The following is a 22,414-nucleotide window of genomic DNA, read 5'->3' on the forward strand; positions in this document are numbered from 1 at the left end:
CGGCGCATAGGGGCATGGGCTGTGACGGGGGGCGGATCGCCCGCCTTTTGACTGAGGATAGGTTGTGAACGAACCCCGGATCGCGGTGCTGCTGCCCTGCTACAATGAAGAGGCGGCGATTGCGCAGACCATCGCGGGGTTCCGCGCGGCGCTGCCGTCGGCGGCGATCTATGTCTATGACAATAACAGCAAGGATCGGACGATGGAGGTCGCGCGCGAAGCCGGGGCCATTGTCCGGTCGGAACGTATCCAGGGCAAGGGCGCGGTGGTGCGCCGCATGTTCGCGGATATCGATGCCGATATCTATGTGATGGCCGATGGCGACGCGACTTATGACGCCGCCTCCGCCCCCAGCCTGGTCGCGCGCATGGTCGAAGAGCAACTCGACATGGTGGTGGGCCAGCGGGTGAGCGAGGCCGAGCTCGCCTATCGCCGCGGGCACCGGTTCGGCAATGCGATGCTAACGGGCATGCTCGCCAAGCTGTTCGGGCGGAGTTTCACCGATATCCTCTCGGGTTACCGCGTCTTCTCGCGACGCTTCGTCAAGAGCTTTCCCGTGCTGTCGGTCGGCTTCGAGATCGAGACCGAGATCAGCGTCCATGCGCTGGAGCTGAAGATGCCCTGTGCCGAGATCGCGACGCCCTATTATGCGCGGCCGGAAGGGTCGACCTCGAAGCTCAGCACCTATTCGGACGGCTGGCGCATCCTGCGTACGATCATCAAGCTGTATCGGATCGAGCGCCCGCTATGGTTCTTTGGGGCGATTGCCGGGCTGTTCGCGGCCCTGGCGGTGCTTCTCTCCGCGCCGTTGATCTTCACCTATCTGGAAACGCATCAGGTGCCACGCTTCCCGACCGCGATCCTGTCGACCGGGCTGATGCTGCTCGCCGCGCTGAACCTATTCACCGGCCTGATCCTCGATACGGTGGTGCGTGGGCGGCAGGAGGTACGGCGGCTGGCCTATCTGGCGCTGCCCGCGCCGGGGAACGAACGCTAATCGGATTTTCATGCCTGAAAGCGATAAACGCTGCACGGCACCATCCGCGGATGTCGCCGGGGCTTGAATATGCGCGGCCATCACGCGACATAGGGGCTCTTCTGGGCATAAGAGAGATTTCCATGCACAATCCGTTCGAGACCGGCGATTTCGCGAGCCCGCTGGCGATGGCTGGCGTCGGGCTCCGGCAGACGCAGGCCGGTCTGGTTCCGATCGTCATCGAACAGTCGAACCGCGGCGAACGCTCGTTCGATATCTTCAGCCGCCTGCTGCGCGAGCGTATCATCTTCGTCACCGGCGGTGTCGAGGACGGTATGGCTTCGCTGATCTGCGCGCAGCTGCTGTTCCTTGAATCGGAAAATCCGAAGAAGGATATCTATATGTACATCAACTCGCCGGGCGGTGTCGTCACGGCGGGCATGGCGATCCATGACACGATGCAGTATATCCGTCCGCGCGTCGGCACGCTGTGCATCGGTCAGGCCGCCTCGATGGGCAGCTTCCTGCTGTCGGCCGGTGAGCCGGGCATGCGCGTCGCGACCACGAACAGCCGCATAATGATCCACCAGCCCTCGGGCGGGGCGCAGGGCATGGCGGCCGATATCGAGATCCAGGCGCGTGAAATCCTGCGCATGCGGCATTTCCTGAACACGCTGTACGCCAAGTACACCGGCAAGCCGCTCGAGGAGATCGAGCGCGCGATGGACCGCGACAAGTTCATGAGCGCCGAGGAAGCTAAGGAGTTCGGCCTGATCGACCAGGTGTTCGACAAGCGTCCGACCCCGGCCGACGACGCGTCGACCGCTGCGTAAGGCGGATCGTTCACGATGAACGGTTTATTTCGATTGTGACTTTATAGGGGTGCGGTACGATGCGCACCCCGGCAACGGTAGCGCACCGGTATCGGGTGCGAGAGGTGATTGATGGACAAGGTGAGCGGTGGCAACTCGAAAAGCACCCTCTATTGCTCGTTCTGCGGCAAGTCGCAGCACGAGGTGCGCAAGCTGATCGCGGGGCCAACCGTCTTCATTTGCGACGAGTGCGTGGAGCTGTGCAACGACATCATCCGTGAGGAGACCAAGTCCGCGCTGGTTTCCAAGAAGGATGGTGGCGTCCCGACGCCCCAGGAAATCTGCAACGTGCTCGACGACTATGTCATCGGGCAGAAGCAGGCCAAGCGTGTCCTGTCGGTCGCGGTGCACAACCACTATAAGCGCCTGAACCATGGCGCGAAGGGTGCCGACGTCGAACTCGCCAAGTCCAACATCCTGCTCGTCGGCCCGACCGGCTGCGGCAAGACGCTGCTGGCGCAGACTCTGGCACGCATCCTCGACGTGCCATTCACCATGGCGGACGCCACGACGCTGACCGAAGCCGGTTATGTCGGCGAGGATGTCGAGAACATCATCCTGAAGCTGCTCCAGGCGTCGGATTACAATGTCGAGCGGGCGCAGCGCGGCATCGTCTATATCGACGAGATCGACAAGATCAGCCGCAAGGCCGAGAACCCCTCGATCACCCGCGACGTGTCGGGCGAAGGCGTTCAGCAGGCGCTGCTCAAGCTGATGGAAGGCACGACCGCCAGCGTTCCCCCGCAGGGTGGCCGCAAGCATCCGCAGCAGGAATTCCTGCAGGTCGATACGACGAACATCCTGTTCATCTGCGGCGGCGCATTTGCGGGGCTCGAGAAGATCATCGGCGACCGTCTGCAGGGCAAGTCGATCGGCTTCGGCGCCTATGTCGCGGCCCCTGAGGAAAAGCGGACCGGCGAATATCTGCGCCAGACCGAGCCGGAGGATCTGCTCAAGTTCGGCCTGATCCCCGAATTCGTCGGTCGTCTGCCCGTCATCGCGACACTGGAAGACCTCGACATCGCGGCGCTGGTCAAGATCCTGTCCGAGCCGAAGAACGCGCTGGTCAAGCAGTATCAGAAGCTGTTCGAGATGGAGAATGTCGAACTCGACTTCACCGACGACGCGCTGACCACGGTCGCCAAGAAGGCGATCGAGCGCAAGACCGGTGCACGCGGGCTTCGCTCGATCCTGGAGGGCATTTTGCTCGACACCATGTTCGACCTGCCTGGCATGGACGGCGTCGATGAGGTGATGGTCGACAAGGACGTGGTCGAGGGCCGCAAGGAACCGATCCGCGTCTATGCCGAAAAGGCCAAGAAGACGGACGGCGCGGCGGCCTGACCGGTCCTGTGACGTTGTGAATGGATGGCGGGCGCTTCCCTGAGGGAGGCGCCCGTTTTCATTTGGCGAATGCGGTTGGTTGGCGAAGAGGCCAAAGCCGAGACCTTTTGGCGCCCGCCGGGGCAGGCGCATGTGCCGACCATGGCCTTTGTCCGGCGTCTGATCCCGATACTCCGTGCTCTGGGGCGTTGCTGCCGCGTGCAATGCAACTGGGCTTCGAGTTGACCGGGGAATAGTCAGTGCCCAAGGGCGGTCCCCGCTTCTGGACGATGATGCGGCAGGTCGGCGGGCGCTGAATTTCCTCCCCTTGCAGGAGAGGAATGAGATAGGCGTTCGAACCCCTCTGCTTCACCACGCGTTGCCGCTCCGAACAGGAGACGTCGCGATGAAGCCCCATATGATCTGCCACATGATTTGCAGCCTGGACGGGCGCATCCTGCAAAGCCGCTGGCGGCCCAAGAGCTATAAGCCCGGGGATCTGTTTGAGGACCTGCACGACCGCATCGGTGGCGATGCCTGGATCGTGGGGCGCGTGACGGGGCAGGAATTTGCCAAGGGCGACCGCTACCCGGAAACGAGCGAAACCTTCCCGCGCGAGCCTTGGTTTGCCACCCGCAAAGCCGATGCCTTTGGCGTCGTGCTGGATGAACAGGCGAAAATCGTGTGGGGGCGGGGCGATATCGGCGGCGATCCGATCGTGGTCGTGCTGACCGAGGCGGTATCGGATGCGCATCTGGCCGGGCTGCGGGCGGATGGGGTGTCCTATATTTTCGCAGGATCGGACGCGATCGACCTGCGCGCGGTGCCCGACATCCTGAACCGCGAGCTGGGCGTGGAAACCCTGCTGGTCGAGGGTGGCGGCACGGCCAATGGCGAATTCCTGCGCGCCGGGTTGATCGACGAGATCAGCATGGCGCTCTGTCCCGCGATCGACGGTGCTTCGGGCGCGCCCAGCCTGTTTCATTCGGGGGAGGAGGATGCGGATACGCCCGCGCCGCTGACGGGGCTGACGTTGACGCATTACGAGGTTTTGCCGGGCGGTGAGCTGTGGCTCCGGTATCGCGTAGAGAATGCGGCGGGTTGAGTCTCTATCGTCTAGCGACCCTCACCCTTCCCACCCGCCAAAGCGGGCGGGCCCCTTCCCTCTCCCGGTGGGAGAGGGAGGGAGGCACGAAGCGCCGGAAGGGTGAGGGTGTTTATTGCCCGATCGCAACGAATCTCGGACGTGGCGGGACCCAACCGGGCGGTTGGGGCATTGGCATGACAGGAATGTCATTATTCCATGCCAAGATAAGGAGTCCAGACCAGCCATGAGCGAACCCGATGCCATCGTCACCGCCGGACAGAAGCGCGCGCTGCTCCAGCGCCTGTTGATGCCGTGGTGGACCTTGGTGTTCCCGCTGCTGGGCCTGCTCGCCATTGCGGTGTCGCTCTACAAAATGGGGACGGTGGGGGTCGTCGTTGCGGCGGTGATCCTGATCGGCTGCGTCCTGTCGGCGGTGCATCAGGCGGAGGTCGTCGCGCACCGGGTGGGCGAGCCGTTCGGTACGCTGGTGCTGGCGGTCGCGGTGACGGTGATCGAGGTGTCGTTGATCGTCAGCCTGATGCTGTCCGATGCGGGCGACGCCTCCAGCCTGGCGCGCGATACGGTGTTCGCGGCGATCATGATCATCCTGAACGGGATTGTCGGCCTCTGCCTGCTGGCGGGGGGCGTCCAGCATGGCGAGCAGCGTTTCTCGCTCCGGGGCGCGAGTGCGGCGCTCAACGTCTTGACCGCGATGGTGGTGCTGTCGCTGCTGCTGCCCAATTACGTTTCGTCCGCGCCGGGGCCGACCTATGCGCCGTCGCAGCTGATCTTCGTCGCGCTGGTCAGCGTCATTCTCTATGGCACCTTCGTGATGGTGCAGACGGTGCGCCACCGCGAATATTTCCTGCCCGCCGACGAAGACCTGCCCGCCGATGCCCATGCCGAGCCGCCAACCGATGCGGCGGCTTGGGCGGCCCTGGGGATGCTGCTGGTGGCGCTGGTCGGCGTGGTGCTGCTCGCCAAGGGGCTGTCGGGGATCGTCGAGGCGGCGATCCTGGGGGCGGGCCTGCCGCTGGCGATCGTCGGCGTGGTGATCGCGGCCCTCGTCCTCGCCCCCGAAAGCCTGGCGGCGTACCGCGCGGCCAAGCGGAACCGGCTGCAGACCAGTCTCAACCTGGCGCTCGGCTCCGCGCTGGCGACGATCGGGCTGACCATTCCGGCGGTGGCAATCGTGTCGCTGATGCTGGGCCTGCCGCTGGCACTGGGGATCGGGGCGAAGGAGATGATCCTGCTGGTGCTGTCGCTGTTCACGATAACTCTGACGCTGGGCAATGGCCGAACCACCGTGCTGGGCGGCGCGGTGCATCTGGTGATCTTCGCCGCCTATCTGTTCGTGACGGTGGTGCCGTAAGGCGGTCCTCCCCGGGGCGGGGAGGACCTTATTTCTCCGGCTTCTTCTTCGCCGCCTGCTCCGCCTTCCATGCGCGATACTCCTCGATCGCAACGGAGCGCTTCAGGATCTTGGCCCAGGGGTCGACCACGACATGCGCGCCCGCGGGCACGGTCAGCGTGCCTGTGCCGTCGGTCATCGGCAGCGTCTGCACCGTGTCGCCGACCTGCACCTCGACCGGCAGGGGGAAGGGCCCGCCGCCCGGCACCTTCCAGGTCAGCGTCAGCCGGTCGCCCACCTGCGTCTTGACGATCTCGGGCAGCGCCGCCTGGCGCAGATAGACGTTGAAGAACCAGCCATAATCCTTGCCCGTGACCTGCCGGACAAAGCCTTCATATTCCTTCGTCGAGCCATAGCGCGGCGTGAAATTGCCTGGCTTGGGGTCGGTGCGGCCATACACCGCCAGCCGCGTCACGTCCCAGAACGCCTTGTCCCCGATCAGATTGCGCAGGGTGTGGAGCATCCACGAGCCCTTCATATAGATGTCGAGGCCGGGGCCGCCCTTGGCCTCTTCATAGACATCCTGCTCGGTCATGCTGCGGTCGTGGACGATGGGAGCCTTGTTGGCGATCTGCCCGCGCTGCGCGTCCATCATCACCGCATAGCGCGCCTCGCCCTCGCGCCAGCGACCGTAACTGGGCTGCATGTAACTGCCATAGCCCTCGTGCAGCCAGAAATCGTCCCAGTCGACATTGGTCAGCTGGTTGCCGAACCATTCATGGCTGAACTCATGCTGGAACAGCCAGTCGAAACCTTCGGGCGCCTTGGCATACTCGTTGCCGTAGGCATTGATCGTCTGGTGCTCCATGCCCTTGTGCGGAGTTTCGACCACGCCCAGCTTCTCGTCGCCGAAGGGGAAGGGGCCGACGGTCGACTCGAAAAAGTCCAGGGTCGGGGCGAATTCGGCGAACAGCTTCTCGGCCTTTTCCTTTTCGCCCGGCAGATACCAGTAGAACATCGGGATCGTGTTGCCGAAGCGGCTCTTGTAGCTGCCCTCGACCACCTCATAGGGGCCGACGTTCAGCGCGATGGCATAGGTGTTGGGATGCTTGGTCCGCCAGTTCCAGCGGGTGCGCCCGTCGGGCAGCGTATCGACACCGAGCAGCACGCCGTTGGACGGCGCCTTCAGCCCCTTTGGCACCGTGATGTGCAGCGTGACGACGCCCGGCTCGCCCATCGGATAGTCGAGGCACGGCCAGAACAGGTCACAGCCATAGCCCTGCGAGGTGGTCGCGAACCATGGGTGGCCGTCCGGCGTCTTGGCCCAGACGACGCCGGTGTCCCAGGGCGCACGCACCGCAACATGCGGCGTGCCGCCATAGGTGATCTTCGCGCCGACCTTCTGACCGGCCTTGAGCGGGCGGGGGAGGTTGATGACCAACTGGCCTTGCGGGTTGCTCCACCGCGCGGGCGACAGCGGCTTGCCGTCGATCGCGATCGTCTTGACCGGCAAATTCTTGTCGAGATCGATCACCAGCCGGGCCAGCGGCGCCTTGGCGGTAAAGCCCAGCACCGCAATGCCGTTCAGTTCTTCGGTATCGGGCAAAACCTCGAACGACAGGTCGGCGCTGTCGAAGCGCATCGCCAGCTGTTCGGGCAGGCGGACCCCGCCAGAGATCATGGTCTGTGCGGTCAGCGGCGGCTCGCCCTTGCCCGGAAGGGCCTTGGGCGTCTGTGCCGCCAGCGGGGCGACCGAAAGAAGCGAGGAGGCGAGCAGCGCGGCGACGCAGTTCCGTATACGATCCATGATGCATGGTGTTGCGCAAGCGAACCGGCTTGGCAAGCGCTCTGGCGCATCGCCTTATCGCACCGGTGATTGATGGATCGGCAACCCTCCCCATATAAAGACCAGAATGAGGCCCCGATCAGGGCCGACCGGAGTTTGCATGAACCAGTCCTATCCCGTCCTTCCGCTGCGTGACATCGTCGTCTTCCCGCACATGATCGTGCCCCTGTTCGTCGGCCGCGACAAATCGGTCGCAGCCCTGGAAGCGGCGATGGCGGCGGACAAGGAAATTTTCCTGGTCGCTCAGCTCGATCCGGCCGAGGACGACCCCTCGCGCGAGGATCTGTACGAAATCGGCGTAACCGCGAGCGTCCTGCAATTGCTGAAGCTGCCCGATGGCACCGTGCGCGTGCTGGTCGAGGGCAAGACGCGCGGCCGCCTGGTCGAGGTGGACGAATCGGGTGCTTTCCTGACCGCGACGATCGACGCGACCGTGGTCGAGTCGGACGAATCCGCGCTCGAAGAGCAGGAGCACGACGTCCAGGCGCAGATCGCGGCGCTGATGCGCTCGGTCGTCGACCAGTTCGAGAATTACGCCAAGCTCAACCGCAAGCTGCCCGCCGAAACGGCCGTGCAGCTGGCCGAGATCGAGGATGCCTCGCAGCTGGCCGATGCGGTTGCCGCGAACATTTCGGTCAAGGTCGCCGACAAGCAGGCGCTGCTGGTGGAGACCGATCCGGCCAAGCGGCTGGAGATGGCCTATGCCCTGATGGAGGGCGAACTGGGCGTCCTGCAGGTCGAGAAGAAGATCAAGAGCCGCGTCAAGCGTCAGATGGAGAAGACGCAGCGCGAATATTATCTCAACGAGCAGCTCAAGGCGATCCAGCGCGAGCTGGGCAATGAGGGCGAGGACGGCGATGGCGACGAGATCGCCGAGCTGACCCAGAAGATCGCGACGCTCAAGCTGTCCAAGGAAGCGCGCACCAAGGCCACCGCCGAGCTGAAGAAGCTGAAGACCATGGCGCCGATGAGCGCCGAGGCGACGGTCGTGCGCAATTACCTCGACGTGCTTCTGGGCCTGCCCTGGGGCAAGAAGTCCAAGGTCAAGAAGGACATCGCGGCGGCGCAGGCGATCCTCGACCAGGATCACTATGCGCTGGAAAAGGTGAAGGACCGGATCGTCGAATATCTGGGCGTGCAGGCGCGCACCAACAAGCTGAAGGGGCCGATCCTGTGCCTCGTCGGCCCGCCGGGCGTGGGCAAGACCTCGCTGGGCCAGTCGATCGCCAAGGCGTGCGGGCGCGAGTTTATCCGCCAGTCGCTGGGCGGCGTGCGCGACGAGGCCGAGATTCGCGGCCACCGGCGGACGTATATCGGCTCGCTGCCGGGCAAGATCGTGACCAACCTGAAAAAGGCCGGTACGGGCAACCCGCTGTTCCTGCTCGACGAGATCGACAAGCTGGGCCAGGACTTCCGCGGCGACCCTGCCTCGGCGCTGCTGGAAGTGCTCGACCCCGAACAGAACGCGAAGTTCAACGATCACTATCTGGAGATCGACATCGATCTGTCGGACGTGATGTTCGTCTGCACCGCGAACACGCTGAACCTGCCGCAGCCGTTGCTCGATCGCATGGAGATCATCCGTCTGGAGGGTTATACCGAGGACGAGAAGGTCGAGATCGCCGAGCGGCATCTGGTCGCCAAGCAGGTCGAGACGCACGGCCTGAAGGACGGTGAGTTCACGCTGACCCAGGAAGGGCTGCGTGCCCTGATCCAGCGTTACACCCGTGAGGCGGGCGTGCGGACGCTGGAGCGTGAGATTGCGCGGCTTGCCCGCAAGGCGCTGCGCCAGATCCTGGAGGGCAGGACGACGTCGGTGACGATCACGCCGGAAAACCTGCACGAGTTCGCGGGCGTCCAGAAGTATCGCCATGGCCTGTCCGAGCAGGAAGACCAGATCGGTGCGGTCACCGGTCTCGCTTGGACCGAGGTGGGCGGCGAGCTGCTGACCATCGAATCGGTGACCGTGCCGGGCAAGGGGCAGGTGAAGACCACCGGCAAGCTGGGCGATGTGATGAAGGAATCGGTCCAGGCCGCCTTCAGCTTCGTCCAGGCGCGCAGCCCCAGCTTCGGCATCAAGCCGTCGCTGTTCCATCGCAAGGATATCCATATTCATCTGCCCGAGGGCGCGGTGCCCAAGGATGGTCCGTCTGCGGGTATCGGCCTGGTCACCTCGATCGTGTCGACGCTGACCGGCATCGCGGTGCGCAAGGATGTGGCGATGACCGGCGAGGTGACCCTCCGGGGACGCGTGCTGCCGATCGGTGGCCTGAAGGAAAAGCTGCTGGCGGCGCTGCGTGGCGGCATCACCACCGTTCTCATCCCGCAAGAGAATGAGAAGGATCTGGCGGACATTCCGGCCAACATCCTGAACGGCCTGAAGATTGTGCCGGTTGCTCATGTCGACGAGGTGCTGCGCCTGGCGCTGGTCGGGCCGCTTGAGGCGATCGACTGGACCGATGCGGACGAGCTGGCGGCCTTGCCGCCCGCCGCGATCCCGGCCGTCGGTGGAGAGCGCCACCACTGATGGTCGCAAGGGCGGGGCCATCGGTCGACGGATCGTTGGCTCCGCCGCCCGGATTGTCATGGAGATGACACACGCATCTGTTTGCGTGATCCTTCCATTTCAATCGATGTCGGGGTTTGACACGCTCAACCGCCTCGGCATTATCGGTCCTTTAATATTTGGACGGCACCGAGTCCCGTGCCGTTTATCGTCGAAATCATAGGGGGTTATGGAATGAACAAGCAGGAGCTGATCGCTACCGTCGCCGATTCCTCGGGCCTCGCGCGCGGCGATGCGGTCAAGGCGGTCGACGCGGTGTTCGAGTCGATCACCGCCGCGCTCAAGAAGGGCGACGAGGTTCGCTTGGTCGGCTTCGGCACCTTCTCGGTGTCCAAGCGCAAGGCGTCGACCGGCCGCAACCCCCGCACCGGCGAGCCGATGACCATCAAGGCCTCGTCGCAGCCCAAGTTCAAGCCGGGCAAGCTGTTGAAGGACTCGGTCAACTAAATCCTGAAAATGGGGCTGGACAGGCGGCGGATCGCCGCCTAAAGGCCCGTCCTCCGGTTACCGGGCGCGTAGCTCAGCGGTAGAGCACACCCTTCACACGGGTGGGGTCACAGGTTCAATCCCTGTCGCGCCCACCATTCCTTTCAAGGCTTTAGGCCGGATAGGAATGGCCAGGATAGCCGACGATTTCCCCTCAGCGATATTTCGGCAAATCCTTGCCGGATGCCTGCCGCTTTAACGGCCCCTTAGCCGCTGAGTCTTATGCTGGCTGGCGAAGGAGATCGTCATGCAGCACGGGTATCGCAGCTTTTGTCCCGAGCAACCGCCCTTTGCCATCGCCATGGCCTTTCAGCCGATCCTGGACGTCCAGACCGGCCGTGCCATCGCCTATGAGGCGCTGGTCCGTGGACCCAAGGGCGAGGGATCGGCGGACATCTTGGCGCGGGTGACCCCGGACAAGCGCTATGCGTTCGACCAGCAATGCCGCGTGACGGCGATCGAGGGGGCGGTCGCGGCAGGTATCCTCGATACCGACGCGCGGCTGTCGATCAATTTCTTCCCCGACACCATCTATTCGCCGCTCGCCTGCCTGGAGCCAACGCTCGACACGGCGCGGCGGCTGAACATGCCGCTCGAGCGGTTGATCTTCGAGTTTTCCGAACATGCCGATACTGGTGCGCCCGAGCGTCTGAAGGCCATCCTCGACACCTATCACGGCATGGGTTTCGGCACGGCGATCGACGATTTCGGGGCGGGCCATGCGGGGCTGACGCTGCTGGCACAGGTGAGGGCCGATTATCTGAAGCTCGACATGGCGCTGATCCGCGGGATCGATACGGCGATGCCCCGGCGCATGATCGTCGAAGGCGTGATCCGTATCGCCGACAAGATGGGAATCTCCGTCATCGCCGAGGGGGTTGAGACGATCGGCGAATATGACTCGCTGCGCGCGTTGGGTGTCCGTTACATGCAGGGCTATCTGCTGGCCCGGCCGGGCTTCCGCTGCTTGGCGCAGGGGCACCTGCCGGAGGAGCCCGCCTGGGCCAATATCGCTGGATAGCGGGGCACCACCTTATGGCTTGGTAGGCGGCTCCCCCGCCAGATAGCGGGCGATGGGGTCGATCATGTCCTTCGGGATGCGGCGTGCGATGACGGGCATGGTCGCATGGCTCTTGCGCGCGTCGACCACATTCTTGTCGCCCTGCCAGCGGCGCAGACGCGCGGCGATATAGCTGGCGCGCTGTCCGGCGAGGACGGGATAGAGCTTGCCGGGCGTGTGGCAGCTGACACAGGCAGGAAGCTGCCGCTCGGGCAGGCCCTGCTCGACGATCCGCGCGGCGGCGGGATCGCCGGCGGGTGTCGCGCCCAGACCCGGCATCGCCGCGAAGCGGCGCGCGGCGGCGTCCATCTCAGCGGGCTGCATCCGCATCGCCACCTGCTGCATGACCGCGCTCGACCGGGTGCCGTTCGCATAGCCCTTCAGCGCCGCAAGCAGATATTCGGGGCTCTGGCCGCCCAGGATCGGAATGTCGGGGCTCCCCCGGCCGCGTCCGTCGGTGCCGTGGCATCCGGTGCAATTGTCGGGATCTATGGCGGGCGAAGCCTCTGCCACCAGCGCGCGATACTGCGCGGGACTCATGCCGGGCAGGCGGCGGACGAAGGCGACCATGCGACGCACCTCGTCGGGGCGGTCCTGCACGGCCCAGGCGGGCATGCCGGTATATTTGACGCCGTGCTGGAGAATCCAGAACAGCTGCTTGTCGGTCCATTCGCGCGCGTTGACCGCCAGGTCCGGCGCGGGCGGCGTCGCGGCCTGCATCACGGGGGCGGGCTTCTGCCCCGGCGCGCCGTGACAGATCGCACAGCTATTGGCGAAATGCCCTGCCGCGCTGACCAGGCCGCTGGCATCGGCGGGGTCCTTGGGCGCGGTGAAGGCGGCATGGGTGCGCACCGAATTGCGCATCGTCCAGTGGAGGAACCAGTCGGTGATCGCCCAGTGCCCGCTCGACGCCGCGAGGCCGATGACGCCCGACCAGGCGACCGCCATGCCCAGCGCGGCGAGCCCGACCAGGGTTGCCAGCACGCGTTTCCAAGTGATGCGGATCGTCATGCGTGCACCTCTTCGTGCCCCTTCAGCAGGCGACCGAGCATGGCAAGCCCGCCGCACAGATAGGCGATGCCACCGACCAGCAGCATGATGACCCCCGCCAGCTGCTGATCCTCCAGCGCGCCCGCGCCGTGATGGCTGTAGAGCGGACGTGGCGCGAGGCCGATCAGCGCGCCGAGCAGAGTCATGTGCATCGAGGTGATCAGCAGCGCCGCGATCCCCGCCGCACGGTGGCGTGGGGCCAGCACCGCCGACCAGAGCAGCAGTCCGGCGGCCAGGAAACTCACCTGCTCGACCGCCAGCCAGAGCGGCGTGTGATCCGCCAAGCGGCGCAGGGCGGGCACATGCCAGCCCCAGACGATCACCGCCTCGACCAGCGCGGCGATCAGCGGCGTGGCGAGACGCGGCCAGCGCTCGGCAGGGTCGAGGCGGGTGCCCTGCACGCCGAAAGCGAGGAAGGGCGCGGCCACCGCCACCGCGATCATGTGCGCGACCATATGCCCCGTCATGCCCCAGCCACTGAACGCCCAGCCCAGCGGGAGCAGCACCAGCCCGGCGATGAGCGATCCCCGCCTCATCGGCAATCGTTCAGCAGGAGGACGGGCATGGCGGTGAAGATCACCGCGACAAAGCTCAACGCCGCCAGCAGCAGGGTGGAATAGGCCAGGAAGCGCAGGCGATCGATATCGGTGCCCTCATTATGCGGGGGCGGGTCGCCGGGCGTGCGCGATTGTTGCCAGGCGATCAGGCCCGAGGCGAGGATGACGATCAGCGCCACGGCAGTGCCAATCGCGAAGGCGGTGGGGAAGAGCGCCCACTCGCCGATCTTCTCGCAACTGATCGCCGCCCAGAGATAGGAGAACAGGAAGTGCACCGCCCAGGTCGTCGGCGGCACGATCAGCGTCCACAGGGTGACGCGTAACCGGTGCGCGCCTTTCAGCCAGCGCTTCACAGCCCGCTCTCCGGGAACAGGCCGATGGTCAGATAGGTCACGATCGCGGTCAGTGCGAAGAAATGCGCATAGACGGTGATGTTGCGGATATCGGCGTCATGGGTCGGCGTCATCCGCCCGGCGATGCTGCGCGCCAGCGTATAGAGCTGCATGATCGCGGCGATGGCGGCGTGGACGACGGTCCAGACCACCAGCACCCAGACGATGGCCGGATAGGCATTGGCGGTTGGGTCGAGCCCGTCGAGACAGGCGATCCCGGCGAAAAGGCTGGCGATGGCGGTGGCCGCGCCCGCGATCAGCAGCCCACGTGCGGCGTTGACCGAGCCCCAGCTATGCACCTCGCGCGCCGCCAGCGTCGCCGCCCAACTCGCCAGCGACAGCACCAAAGCCGTGATAGGCCCGCCGACGCCCGGCCCGTCGAACGCGTCACCAAAATCGGGATGGATGGTCCAGAAGAAATAATAGCCGAAGACCAGGCCCGAAAAGGCCGTCGCGTCCGCCATCATCGTGATGAACATCGCCCACCATCCCGGCGCGGCAGGGCCGGAGATATAGAGGGGCAGATGGATGCCGTGGCCGATCGGCTTTTCGGGTTTTTCGGGGATTTCGGCGGTGTCCCACAGCCACCACAGGACACAACCCAGCGTCACCACGCCGAACAGCGCCGCCACCATATAGAGGTGATAGGTGGTCAGGATGAACACCGCGCCCAGCGCGACGGCGGTCATCATCGGCTTGACGCTGGGCGTGCCCAGACGGATCACCGAGACGGGCCTGGCGTCGAGCACCGAGGTGATGATCGTCTCGCGACGCCCTTCCTCGGCGTCGGGCAGGAAGAAGCGGCCTTCATCGACCTTGGCGACGAAGTTCTTCTGGTCCCAGATCGGATAGCGGCTCTCGACCAGCGGCACCGAGCGGATGCCCCAATCTTCGTCATCGGGGTGAGCCAGCCATTCGAGCGTACCCGCGTTCCACGGATTGCGCGGCGACTTGGCGCGCGTCGGCGACAAGGCGAGGTCGACGACCAGCACCAGCACCCCGGCCGCAAACATGTACGACCCGGCGGTCGAGGCAAGGTTCAGCCAGCCGATGCCCAGTTCTTCCGGATAGGTGAAGACACGGCGCGGCATGCCCTCCAGCCCCGACAGGTGCATCGGGAAGAAGGTCAGGTTGATCCCGACGAACATGATCCAGAAGGCGATCCGCCCCAGCCGGTCGGACAGCTTCTTACCCGTAATCAGCGGCCAATAATAATAGAGCCCACCAAACAGCGGCATCAGCGTGCCGCCGATCAGCACATAATGCAGGTGTGCGACGATGAAATAGGTATCGTGCGCCTGCCAATCGAAGGGCGCGACCGCGACCATCACGCCGGTCAGGCCGCCGATGACGAACACGGCCAGGCTTCCCGACGCATAGAGAAGCGGCGTCGACCACTTCACCTTGCCCGCCCATAGCGTGGCGATGAAGGCGAAGATCTGAACGCCGGTCGGGATCGCGACGGCCTCCGACGCGGCAGAGAAGAAGGCGAGGCTGATTTTCGGCAGGCCGGTCGCGAACATGTGGTGGACCCACAGGCCGAACGACAGGAATGCGGTGCCGACCGCGGCCAGCACGATCCAGGGATAGCCCAGCAGATGCCGCTGCGCGAAGGTCGGGATCATCATCGCGAATAGCGCGATGGAGGGCAGGAAGACGATATAGACTTCCGGATGGCCGAAGATCCAGAACAGATGCTGCCACAGCAGCGGATCACCGCCGCGCGCGGCATCGAAGAATGGCCAATTAAGCAGCCGCTCCATCTCAAACAAAAGATCGCCCGCGATCAGTGGTGGGAAGGCGAACAGGATCATCACCGCCACAACCAGTATGTACCAGGCGTAGAGCGGCATCAGGTTCAGCCGCATCCCCGGCGGGCGGCATTTCAGCACGCCGACGATCAGCTCGACCGCGGCGGCCACCGACGACACCTCGATGAAGGACAGGCCCAGCATCCAGATATCCGCACCCAGCCCGGACAGGTCGGTGCGCGTGGTCAGCGGCGGATACATGAACCAGCCGCCATCGGGCGCGGCGTTGAAAAAGATCGAGCCGCCGACGAACACGCCGCCCAGCAGGAAGCTCCAATAACCGAACGCCGACAGGCGCGGGAAGGGCAGGTCGCGCGCGCCCAATAGCTGGGGCAGGAGGATGATCGACACCGCCTCGAACATCGGCACGGCGAACAGGAACATCATCATCGAGCCGTGTAGCGTGAACAGCTGGTTGAAGGTGTTCGCCGAGACGAGGTCGTTGTCCGGCACCGCCAGCTGCGTCCGCATAATGAGCGCCAGCACGCCCGCAAACAGCATGAAGCCGAACGCGGTCAGCGTGTACCAGACCCCGACCCGGTTGTTGTTGGTGTCGGTCCAGCGCAGGAACAAGCCGCTGGGCGGCTTCCACACTTCGCGAAGCCGTTCTTCCTGTGCCGCGCGAAGGGCGGGATCGTCCTGGGCGTGGAGGCTCATTGCAGGCCCTGAAGATAGCGGGCGAGGGCCATGGCCTTGTCATCCGACAATTGGGGGAAGGAAGGCATTCGCACGCCCGGCTTGGTCTTTTCGGGGTGGCGGATGAAAGCGGCGACATTGGCGGGCGTCATCGGCAGGATGCCCGCCGCCAGCGTACGGCGCGATCCGAAATGGGTCAGGTCGGGGCTGATCCGGCTGGGCGCGGTGACGCCTGCGACGCCGTGACAGCCGCCACAGCCATTCTCGGCGAACAGGCGCGCGCCCTCCGCGTTGCTTGGTCGGGCGGGGCGCGCTTCGTTGGCCAGCCAGGCGTCGAAGGCGGCGGGCGGCATGGCGATGACGTCGAACGCCATCAGCGCGTGGCTCAGCCCGCAGAACTCCGCGCACTGCCCGCGATAGCGGCCGGGCTTGTCGGCTCGCACGACCAGCGTGTTGGTGCGGCCGGGGATCATGTCCATCTTGCCCGCCAGCCCCGGTATCCAGAAGCTGTGCACCACATCGCCCGCCGTCAGCTGGAAGGCGACGGTGCGGCCGACGGGCACACGGATTTCGTTGGCGCTGGTGACGGCGGGGCGGCCGGGCGGTCGATAGGCGACGCGCCACCAGAATTGCTCGCCATCGACCGCAATGGTCAGGTCGGTGGGCGACACCGGCCGTGGTTTCATATAGGGTAGCGAATAGGCGAGAAGGCCGAGCAGGACGATCGTCGGGATCACCCCGCCCAGCCAAAGAACGATCCGCATTCCCCGACGATGGTCGATAGACCCTTCCGGCGCACGCACCGCGTGGCGCATCAGCAGGGCGACACCGGCCGCAATGACGACCGCCCCGACCAGCATGATGATGAAAAGATGCCGGATGTCGGCCGCATCCGCGCCGAAAGGGGCCAATGTCGACTGATGCGTGTTGCATCCTGCCAACAGACCGGCCGTGACGGCAAAAACGACGATGCTGATCCCCCGCATCGCCCCCGAACGTTTCCTACGCGGAATAGTTCATGATGGCGTCATCTGAATTTCATGTTTCGGGGGCCTCATCCCGTTCGCTCGGCAGGATAAGGCCGCCCGACGCCTTATTCTGCCGCGTTGCGCCGCCAGACCTCGCCCGCCAGTATCGTGGCAAAGCCCAGCCATGCGGCCAGTGGCAGGACGCTGACCGCCGCCGGACGGTCGACCTTCCAGGCGGTCGCGGCCAGCGCCGTCGTGCCCAGCGCCATGGCCCCGGCGGCGGCGGTGCTCGCGCCGGTCCGCCGCTCGCGGAAGAACAACTCGGTCCAGCCACCGATCATCGCGCTATTGCCCAGCCAGAGCGCGACTGCCGCGTTCCGGCGGGGCGAAGCGGGGCTGCGGAGCAGGCGATAACCGCCGACCGCTGCCAGTGTCTCCAGCACCGGCCACACCGCGCCAAACACCGCGTCCGGCGGGGTGAAGTCCGGCTTGTCGAGCCGCCGATACCAGCGGCGGATGCGGGGGTGCGAGGGATCGGGCGCGTTACGCCGTCCGATCAGCGCGCTCAATCCCAAGACCCCTGCGGCGATGCCGCCCGCGAGCAACGGCGAAAATTCCTTTTTCGTCATGACCATCATCCTTCCCGTTCGCGGGGAGATAACGGTCCTGTCTCATCCGCGTTCAACGGCCAGGCGTCGTCCCCATAGGACCAGCCGGTCGAGCAACCCGATCACGATCAGCGAGACCCCGAACAGCGGCAAGGCGATCCCCGCGACCAGCAACGACGCGATCAGGCTGCCGACCCGCGCGCCGGAGAGGGGAGGCGGCGCGCCGATCTGGCCCGCGGGGCGACGCTTCCACCACATGGCGACCCCGCTGATCGTCAGGACCCAGATGGCGATGCAGGGGAGCAGCATGACCAGCTGGTTCGCCCGTCCGAAATAATTGCCCATGTGAAGCTGCACGCCGGACTCCACCGCGCGACCGACCACGCCGTAATCGGCATAGCGGACCTCGGGACCTATGGGGCGAAAGCTGTAGCGATCGATATAGAGCGTCTTCTGCCCGACCGGCTGATCGGGATAGGTGAAGGCGGTATAGACGCCCTCAGGGCCGTTGGGCAGAAATAGCCGGTAGCTGCCCGACCAGCCATGCGCCTGCAGCACGCTCATTACCCGGTCGGTGCCGCGAATGACGGCGGGATCGCGGGTCGTGCCGGGGCTTTCGGGACCGTGTCCGGCATGATCACCCGCCATGCTCGGCATGGTGGAATGCGGCATGGGCGCATCCTCCAGCGTCCAGGGCGCGTCGCCGAGCGCGGCCTTCATCGGCACGCTGTGCGGGATATTATATTGGCGGAAGGACGGCGGATAGCCGACCCCCAGGGCGGCACTCGCCCGGTGGAGCCGCGGCCCGCTGATCCCGGCCCAGGGCAGGCCGGTGAGGATCAGGAACAGTATCAACGCGCCGCTCCACAGGCCGACCGGCCCGTGCAGATCGCGCCAGAACCGCCGCCCGCGCCCCGAAAGCCGGGGCCAGAGCGTGCCCGCCGCGCGAAACCCACCACGCGGCCACCATAAGATCAGTCCGGTGACCAGCAGCACCAGCGCCCAGGACACCGCCAGCTCGACCAGCCGCTCGCCAAACACCCCCATCAGGATCGACCGGTGCATGGCATCCGCCCAGCCGATCAACGTGCGGTCATAGACGACGCTGCCCAGCACGCGCCCCGTTCCGGGATCGACCGCGACGCGGCGGGGCGGACCGGCATCCGGCTGGACGAAGACGACCGCCGAACGATTGTCGGTGGCGGGCATGTCGACCCGCGACGCGCTACCCGGATAGGCGGTGAGCGCCGCCTGGATCATGTGCGACATCGGCACCGTTTCCCGGTGCGGCGCCACGAAGCGAAGCTGCGGATAGAGGGCGTCGTTCAACTCGTCGTTGAACAGATAGAGGGCGCCGGTCAGGCTGAGCATCAGCAGGATCGGCGCGACGAGCAGTCCGGCCCAGAAATGCCAGCGCCAGATGGTGCGGTGAAAGGCCGCACGGTGGGACACCCGCATCGGCGCGGGCGGAACGAACAGGGGCATGGAGATCGGCTTTCGACCAGAATCATGGGGACGTCGCGACCATGGCGACGCCGGATGAAGTTCGGTCAGGAAAGCGCGGGCGGCCCTCGCAGCGGCGGTCGCAGATAGGGGGCGGCGTCAAGCCGGGGCAGGGCGAGCGGGACGCGGGCGACCGCCATGACGAAGGCGATCAGCAGCGCCAGATGAACCGGATCGGTCGCCGCCAATCCGGCCGCGGCCAGCCCGGCAAAGGCGCAGGGCATGTCACGCCCATGCGAGCCACCGGAATGGCCCACCGGATGCGCTGTTCCTGCCTTCGGCAACATCTCGTGACCGTCCATCGCCATGGCGTCATGCGTCGTCGGCGCAGCCTGGGGCATCGGTCCGCCGCTAGGGCACAGGATGATCGCCGCGCGGCCCTGAACGGTCCCGATCATATAGCCCGTCGGCACGATCAGCTTGAGCAGCAGCGCCGCCGCGCAGAGCAGCACGGCGAGATGGCGTTGCGCGAGCAGGCATCGAATCGCCGTCACGCCTCTGGGGTTAGTCGCCCGCACCAGGCTTGTCACCCGGACAGATCGGCCCACCCCCGCTGCCCCGCTTTGGCGGATTCTTCGATCATGGTGCTGCGATTGCGTGGGATATTTCCTGTTTGTTCGTGTGGGGCAGTCAGATAACGGCGGCTGGCGTCGGGTGGCGTGCTGTTGCAGGATGGAATCATGGCTCACTCCCCGGCTTTTGCATTTCTGGACGGCATTTCCGGCCAAGTGGTCGATGAGATCAGGACTCTCGACTGGACGGAGACGAGCCTGGGTTGTCCCCAGACCTGGCCTGCGGCGCTGCGGTGCCATCTGGCAACGATGCTCGCCTGTCCGGCACCCATGTATCTGGTCTGGGGGGAGGAATCGGTCTCCTTCTACAACGATGCCTATCGCCCGATGCTGGGTTATCGCGCGCCGCATGCGATGGGTGCGCCGTTCCGCATCCTATGGGGCAGTATCTGGGACGACATCTCGCCGCTGGTCGATACTGCGTTGTCGGGCCGCGTGGCGAAGGTGACGGACATGCGCCTCGACCTGGCGCGCGACGGCAAGCCGGAAGAAGCCTATTGGTCCTTTTCCTACTCGCCGGTCTATGACGATCGGGGGCGGATCGCGGGCATGATCTGCGTCACCGGCGAGACGACCGACCGTGTGCTGGCCGAACGGCGGCAGCGCGAAGCGGACGAGCGGCTGGACCTGGCGCTCAACTCGGGCGCGCATGTCGGTCTTTGGGACTGGGACGTATTGACCGACTCGGTCCGTTCGGACCGGCGCTTCGCCGCGATGTACGGCGTCGACCCGGCCGCGGCGGAGGCGGGGATGCCGATCGCCCAGTTCTTCCAGGGTATTCATCCCGAAGACCGCGCGCGCGTCGAGGCGGAAATCGCCGAGGCGATGGCGGGAACGGGTGAGGGAGACAGGAGCGGGCGGTTCGCGTCCGAATATCGCCTGGTCCAGGCCGATGGCTCGATCCACTGGGTTGCGGCACGCGGGCGCTGCATCACCGACGATAGCGGGCGCTGCGTGCGTTTCCCCGGCGTCAGCTTTGACATCAGCGACCGGATCGCGGTCGAACAGCAACTGCGCGAGAGCGAGGCGCGGGCCCAGCGTCATGCCGAGCGGGTGCAACTGGCGCTGGAGGCCGGGGCGATCATCGGCACCTGGTTCTGGGATTTGCGGACAGAGCGCTTTACGGTGGACGAGCCCTTCGCGCGTCATTTCGGTCTCGATCCGGTGCTCGGTCATGACGGGCTGGACGTGACGGATGTCGTCGGGGTGGTCCATCCCGACGACCGTGCCGGGCTGTCGGAGGCGGTGCGGGAGGCCATCGCGCGGGGCGGTCCCTATGCGCACCAATATCGCGTGCGCCGGCCCGACGGTCGGTATTATTGGGTGGAGGCCATCGGCCGGGTCGATCACGCGCCCGACGGCACCCCAGTGCAATTTCCCGGCGTGATGATCGATGTCGGCGTCCGCCGCGCGCTGGAGGTCGAGCGGGATACCGCCATCGCCGAGCTGCGCGCGCTGACCGACCAGCTGGAGCAGCGGGTCGCCGACCGCACCGCCGAGTTGATGCGCGCCGAGGAGGCGTTGCGTCAGAGCCAGAAGATGGAGGCGGTGGGCCAGCTGACCGGCGGGCTGGCGCATGATTTCAACAACCTGCTCGCCGGGATTTCGGGTTCGCTGGAGCTGATGGCGCTGCGGCTGGCGCAGGGCCGGGTGGCCGATGTCGATCGCTACATGGATGCGGCGCAGGGGGCGACGCGGCGCGCGGCGGCGCTGACCCACCGGCTGCTCGCCTTTTCACGGCGGCAGACCCTGGCCCCTCGGCCGACCGACATCACCGCGCTGGTCAGCGGCATGACCGACCTGATCCAGCGTACGGTCGGCCCTGCCATCACGCTGGAAACGCAGGGGCATGACGGCTTATGGACCGTGCTGGTCGATGCGCCGCAGCTGGAGAATGCGCTGCTCAACCTGTGTATCAATGCGCGCGACGCGATGCCCGATGGCGGGCGGATCACGATCCAGATGGCCAATCGCCATCTGAACGGCGAAGACGTGCGGTTCGGCGATATCCCGGACGGCGAGTATCTGGCGCTGTCGGTCACCGATACCGGCACCGGCATGACACCGGACGTGATCGAAAAGGCGTTCGATCCTTTCTTCACCACCAAGCCGCTGGGGCAGGGGACGGGACTGGGCCTCAGCATGATCTATGGCTTTGCCAAACAGTCGGGCGGGCAGGTGCGTATCCAGTCTACGCCGGGCGAGGGGTCGACGGTCTATCTCTATCTGCCACGCCATCATGGCCCGGCCGAGCACGACCGGATCGATCGGACCGCGCTGCCCGAAGAGCCGCTCGGCGCGGGCGAGACGGTGCTGGTCGTCGATGACGAGTCGACCGTGCGTCTGATGATCGCCGACGTGCTGCGCGACATGGGGTATCGCGTGATCGAGGCGGCGGACAGTCCGGCGGGCTTGGCCGTGCTGCGCTCGGAACAGCGGATCGACCTGCTGGTCACCGATGTCGGCCTGCCCGGCGGGATGAACGGGCGTCAGCTGGCCGAGGCGGGTCGCGACTTGCGACATGAATTGAATGTCATGTTCATCACGGGCTATGCGGAAAGCGCGGTGCTGAACAGCGGGCATCTGTCGGCGGGTATGCAGTTGCTGACCAAGCCCTTCACGGTGGATGCGCTGGTCATGGGGGTTCAGGCCGCGATGGGCGCGGGCGCGCGGCGGTACGAGCCACACGCCTGATCCCGTCGCGGGCAGAACTAGCCGGCACCGCGGTAATGCGTATCGCCGGGAGTATA

Annotated in this window: 18 protein-coding genes and 1 tRNA gene; 10 read left to right on the plus strand and 9 right to left on the minus strand. The window is 65.6% G+C overall.

From position 1 onward, the window contains the following. Positions 1 to 64 precede the first annotated feature (64 nt). The 5 genes from SSA01S_RS06460 (at position 65) to SSA01S_RS06480 (ending at position 5,630) form a co-directional block, all read left to right on the plus strand. The gene (locus tag SSA01S_RS06460; protein ID WP_061779705.1) at positions 65 to 997 is read left to right on the plus strand and encodes a glycosyltransferase family 2 protein; all 933 of its coding nucleotides are present in this window, start codon (positions 65 to 67) and stop codon (positions 995 to 997) included. A 122-nt stretch (positions 998 to 1,119) separates the two neighbouring features. Beyond that, the gene (gene clpP / locus SSA01S_RS06465) at positions 1,120 to 1,809 is read left to right on the plus strand and encodes an ATP-dependent Clp endopeptidase proteolytic subunit ClpP (RefSeq protein ID WP_061779706.1); all 690 of its coding nucleotides are present in this window, start codon (positions 1,120 to 1,122) and stop codon (positions 1,807 to 1,809) included. A 111-nt stretch (positions 1,810 to 1,920) separates the two neighbouring features. Next, a complete protein-coding gene (gene clpX, locus SSA01S_RS06470; RefSeq protein WP_042489865.1) occupies positions 1,921 to 3,192 on the plus strand; it encodes an ATP-dependent Clp protease ATP-binding subunit ClpX in 1,272 nt (423 codons plus the stop codon). Between the two features lie 385 nt (positions 3,193 to 3,577). Next, positions 3,578 to 4,276: a RibD family protein gene (locus SSA01S_RS06475; protein ID WP_061779707.1), complete on the plus strand. Its 699-nt coding sequence runs from the start codon at positions 3,578 to 3,580 to the stop codon at positions 4,274 to 4,276. A 226-nt stretch (positions 4,277 to 4,502) separates the two neighbouring features. Beyond that, the gene (locus SSA01S_RS06480; RefSeq protein ID WP_061779708.1) at positions 4,503 to 5,630 is read left to right on the plus strand and encodes a calcium:cation antiporter; all 1,128 of its coding nucleotides are present in this window, start codon (positions 4,503 to 4,505) and stop codon (positions 5,628 to 5,630) included. Positions 5,631 to 5,658: 28 nt separating this feature from the next. Here the strand turns inward: SSA01S_RS06480 and SSA01S_RS06485 are convergent, their stop codons facing one another. Further along, entirely contained in the window at positions 5,659 to 7,416 is a 1,758-nt protein-coding gene (locus SSA01S_RS06485; protein ID WP_240954535.1) for a M1 family metallopeptidase, read from the minus strand. A 139-nt stretch (positions 7,417 to 7,555) separates the two neighbouring features. On the opposite strand from SSA01S_RS06485, the gene lon reads away from it, so the two are divergent. The 4 genes from lon (at position 7,556) to SSA01S_RS06505 (ending at position 11,528) form a co-directional block, all read left to right on the plus strand. Then, positions 7,556 to 9,982, plus strand: a complete 2,427-nt coding sequence (gene lon / locus SSA01S_RS06490) for an endopeptidase La (protein ID WP_061779709.1) — start codon at positions 7,556 to 7,558, stop codon at positions 9,980 to 9,982. A gap of 186 nt (positions 9,983 to 10,168) precedes the next feature. Continuing rightward, complete coding sequence (locus tag SSA01S_RS06495; protein WP_272867546.1) at positions 10,169 to 10,468, plus strand: HU family DNA-binding protein; 300 nt, start codon at positions 10,169 to 10,171, stop codon at positions 10,466 to 10,468. A gap of 62 nt (positions 10,469 to 10,530) precedes the next feature. Beyond that, positions 10,531 to 10,605 (plus strand) — tRNA-Val (locus SSA01S_RS06500). 149 nt (positions 10,606 to 10,754) lie between these two features. Continuing rightward, entirely contained in the window at positions 10,755 to 11,528 is a 774-nt protein-coding gene (locus tag SSA01S_RS06505; protein ID WP_244885586.1) for an EAL domain-containing protein, read from the plus strand. 12 nt (positions 11,529 to 11,540) lie between these two features. Here the strand turns inward: SSA01S_RS06505 and SSA01S_RS06510 are convergent, their stop codons facing one another. The 8 genes from SSA01S_RS06510 to SSA01S_RS06545 all read right to left on the minus strand — a co-directional run bounded on the left by SSA01S_RS06510 (position 11,541) and on the right by SSA01S_RS06545 (position 19,586). Further along, positions 11,541 to 12,578, minus strand: a complete 1,038-nt coding sequence (locus SSA01S_RS06510; protein ID WP_061779710.1) for a c-type cytochrome — start codon at positions 12,576 to 12,578, stop codon at positions 11,541 to 11,543. Further along, positions 12,575 to 13,153, minus strand: a complete 579-nt coding sequence (locus SSA01S_RS06515; RefSeq protein ID WP_061779711.1) for a cytochrome c oxidase assembly protein — start codon at positions 13,151 to 13,153, stop codon at positions 12,575 to 12,577. Before SSA01S_RS06515 ends, SSA01S_RS06510 begins: the two co-directional genes overlap by 4 nt. Next, positions 13,150 to 13,527 (minus strand): hypothetical protein, encoded by a 378-nt coding sequence (locus SSA01S_RS06520; RefSeq protein ID WP_061779712.1) that lies wholly within the window; start codon positions 13,525 to 13,527, stop codon positions 13,150 to 13,152. The genes SSA01S_RS06515 and SSA01S_RS06520 overlap by 4 nt, the downstream gene beginning before the upstream one ends. After that, the gene (gene ctaD, locus SSA01S_RS06525; protein ID WP_061779713.1) at positions 13,524 to 16,034 is read right to left on the minus strand and encodes a cytochrome c oxidase subunit I; all 2,511 of its coding nucleotides are present in this window, start codon (positions 16,032 to 16,034) and stop codon (positions 13,524 to 13,526) included. Before ctaD ends, SSA01S_RS06520 begins: the two co-directional genes overlap by 4 nt. After that, on the minus strand, positions 16,031 to 16,999 hold the full coding sequence (coxB, locus tag SSA01S_RS06530) for a cytochrome c oxidase subunit II (RefSeq protein ID WP_061779714.1): 969 nt from the start codon (positions 16,997 to 16,999) through the stop codon (positions 16,031 to 16,033). Before coxB ends, ctaD begins: the two co-directional genes overlap by 4 nt. 107 nt (positions 17,000 to 17,106) lie before the next feature. Beyond that, positions 17,107 to 17,610 carry a TspO/MBR family protein gene (locus tag SSA01S_RS06535; RefSeq protein WP_240954537.1) on the minus strand — a complete coding sequence of 168 codons (504 nt, stop codon included), beginning with the start codon at positions 17,608 to 17,610 and terminating at the stop codon, positions 17,107 to 17,109. A 42-nt stretch (positions 17,611 to 17,652) separates the two neighbouring features. Next, complete coding sequence (locus SSA01S_RS06540) at positions 17,653 to 19,074, minus strand: PepSY-associated TM helix domain-containing protein (RefSeq protein ID WP_240954538.1); 1,422 nt, start codon at positions 19,072 to 19,074, stop codon at positions 17,653 to 17,655. 65 nt (positions 19,075 to 19,139) lie between these two features. Then, complete coding sequence (locus SSA01S_RS06545) at positions 19,140 to 19,586, minus strand: hypothetical protein (RefSeq protein ID WP_061779715.1); 447 nt, start codon at positions 19,584 to 19,586, stop codon at positions 19,140 to 19,142. Between the two features lie 186 nt (positions 19,587 to 19,772). Between SSA01S_RS06545 and SSA01S_RS06550 the strand changes: the two genes are divergently transcribed. After that, a complete protein-coding gene (locus tag SSA01S_RS06550) occupies positions 19,773 to 22,358 on the plus strand; it encodes a PAS domain-containing hybrid sensor histidine kinase/response regulator family protein (RefSeq protein ID WP_061779716.1) in 2,586 nt (861 codons plus the stop codon). Positions 22,359 to 22,414 lie beyond the last annotated feature (56 nt).

The sequence above is a fragment of the Sphingomonas sanguinis NBRC 13937 genome (assembly GCF_001591005.1).
GTDB lineage: Bacteria > Pseudomonadota > Alphaproteobacteria > Sphingomonadales > Sphingomonadaceae > Sphingomonas > Sphingomonas sanguinis.

Bases quoted from the DNA above. Each gene is read 5' to 3' on its own strand.
- SSA01S_RS06505 (WP_244885586.1), top strand. From the start codon at position 10,755: ATGCAGCACGGGTATCGCAGCTTTTGTCCCGAGCAACCGCCCTTTGCC.
- SSA01S_RS06535 (WP_240954537.1), bottom strand. From the start codon at position 17,610: ATGACGAAAAAGGAATTTTCGCCGTTGCTCGCGGGCGGCATCGCCGCA.
- SSA01S_RS06550 (WP_061779716.1), top strand. From the start codon at position 19,773: ATGGCTCACTCCCCGGCTTTTGCATTTCTGGACGGCATTTCCGGCCAA.
- clpX (WP_042489865.1), top strand. From the start codon at position 1,921: ATGGACAAGGTGAGCGGTGGCAACTCGAAAAGCACCCTCTATTGCTCG.
- SSA01S_RS06485 (WP_240954535.1), bottom strand. From the start codon at position 7,416: ATGGATCGTATACGGAACTGCGTCGCCGCGCTGCTCGCCTCCTCGCTT.
- clpP (WP_061779706.1), top strand. From the start codon at position 1,120: ATGCACAATCCGTTCGAGACCGGCGATTTCGCGAGCCCGCTGGCGATG.
- SSA01S_RS06515 (WP_061779711.1), bottom strand. From the start codon at position 13,153: ATGAGGCGGGGATCGCTCATCGCCGGGCTGGTGCTGCTCCCGCTGGGC.
- coxB (WP_061779714.1), bottom strand. From the start codon at position 16,999: ATGCGGGGGATCAGCATCGTCGTTTTTGCCGTCACGGCCGGTCTGTTG.
- SSA01S_RS06540 (WP_240954538.1), bottom strand. From the start codon at position 19,074: ATGCCCCTGTTCGTTCCGCCCGCGCCGATGCGGGTGTCCCACCGTGCG.
- SSA01S_RS06475 (WP_061779707.1), top strand. From the start codon at position 3,578: ATGAAGCCCCATATGATCTGCCACATGATTTGCAGCCTGGACGGGCGC.
- lon (WP_061779709.1), top strand. From the start codon at position 7,556: ATGAACCAGTCCTATCCCGTCCTTCCGCTGCGTGACATCGTCGTCTTC.
- SSA01S_RS06510 (WP_061779710.1), bottom strand. From the start codon at position 12,578: ATGACGATCCGCATCACTTGGAAACGCGTGCTGGCAACCCTGGTCGGG.
- ctaD (WP_061779713.1), bottom strand. From the start codon at position 16,034: ATGAGCCTCCACGCCCAGGACGATCCCGCCCTTCGCGCGGCACAGGAA.
- SSA01S_RS06480 (WP_061779708.1), top strand. From the start codon at position 4,503: ATGAGCGAACCCGATGCCATCGTCACCGCCGGACAGAAGCGCGCGCTG.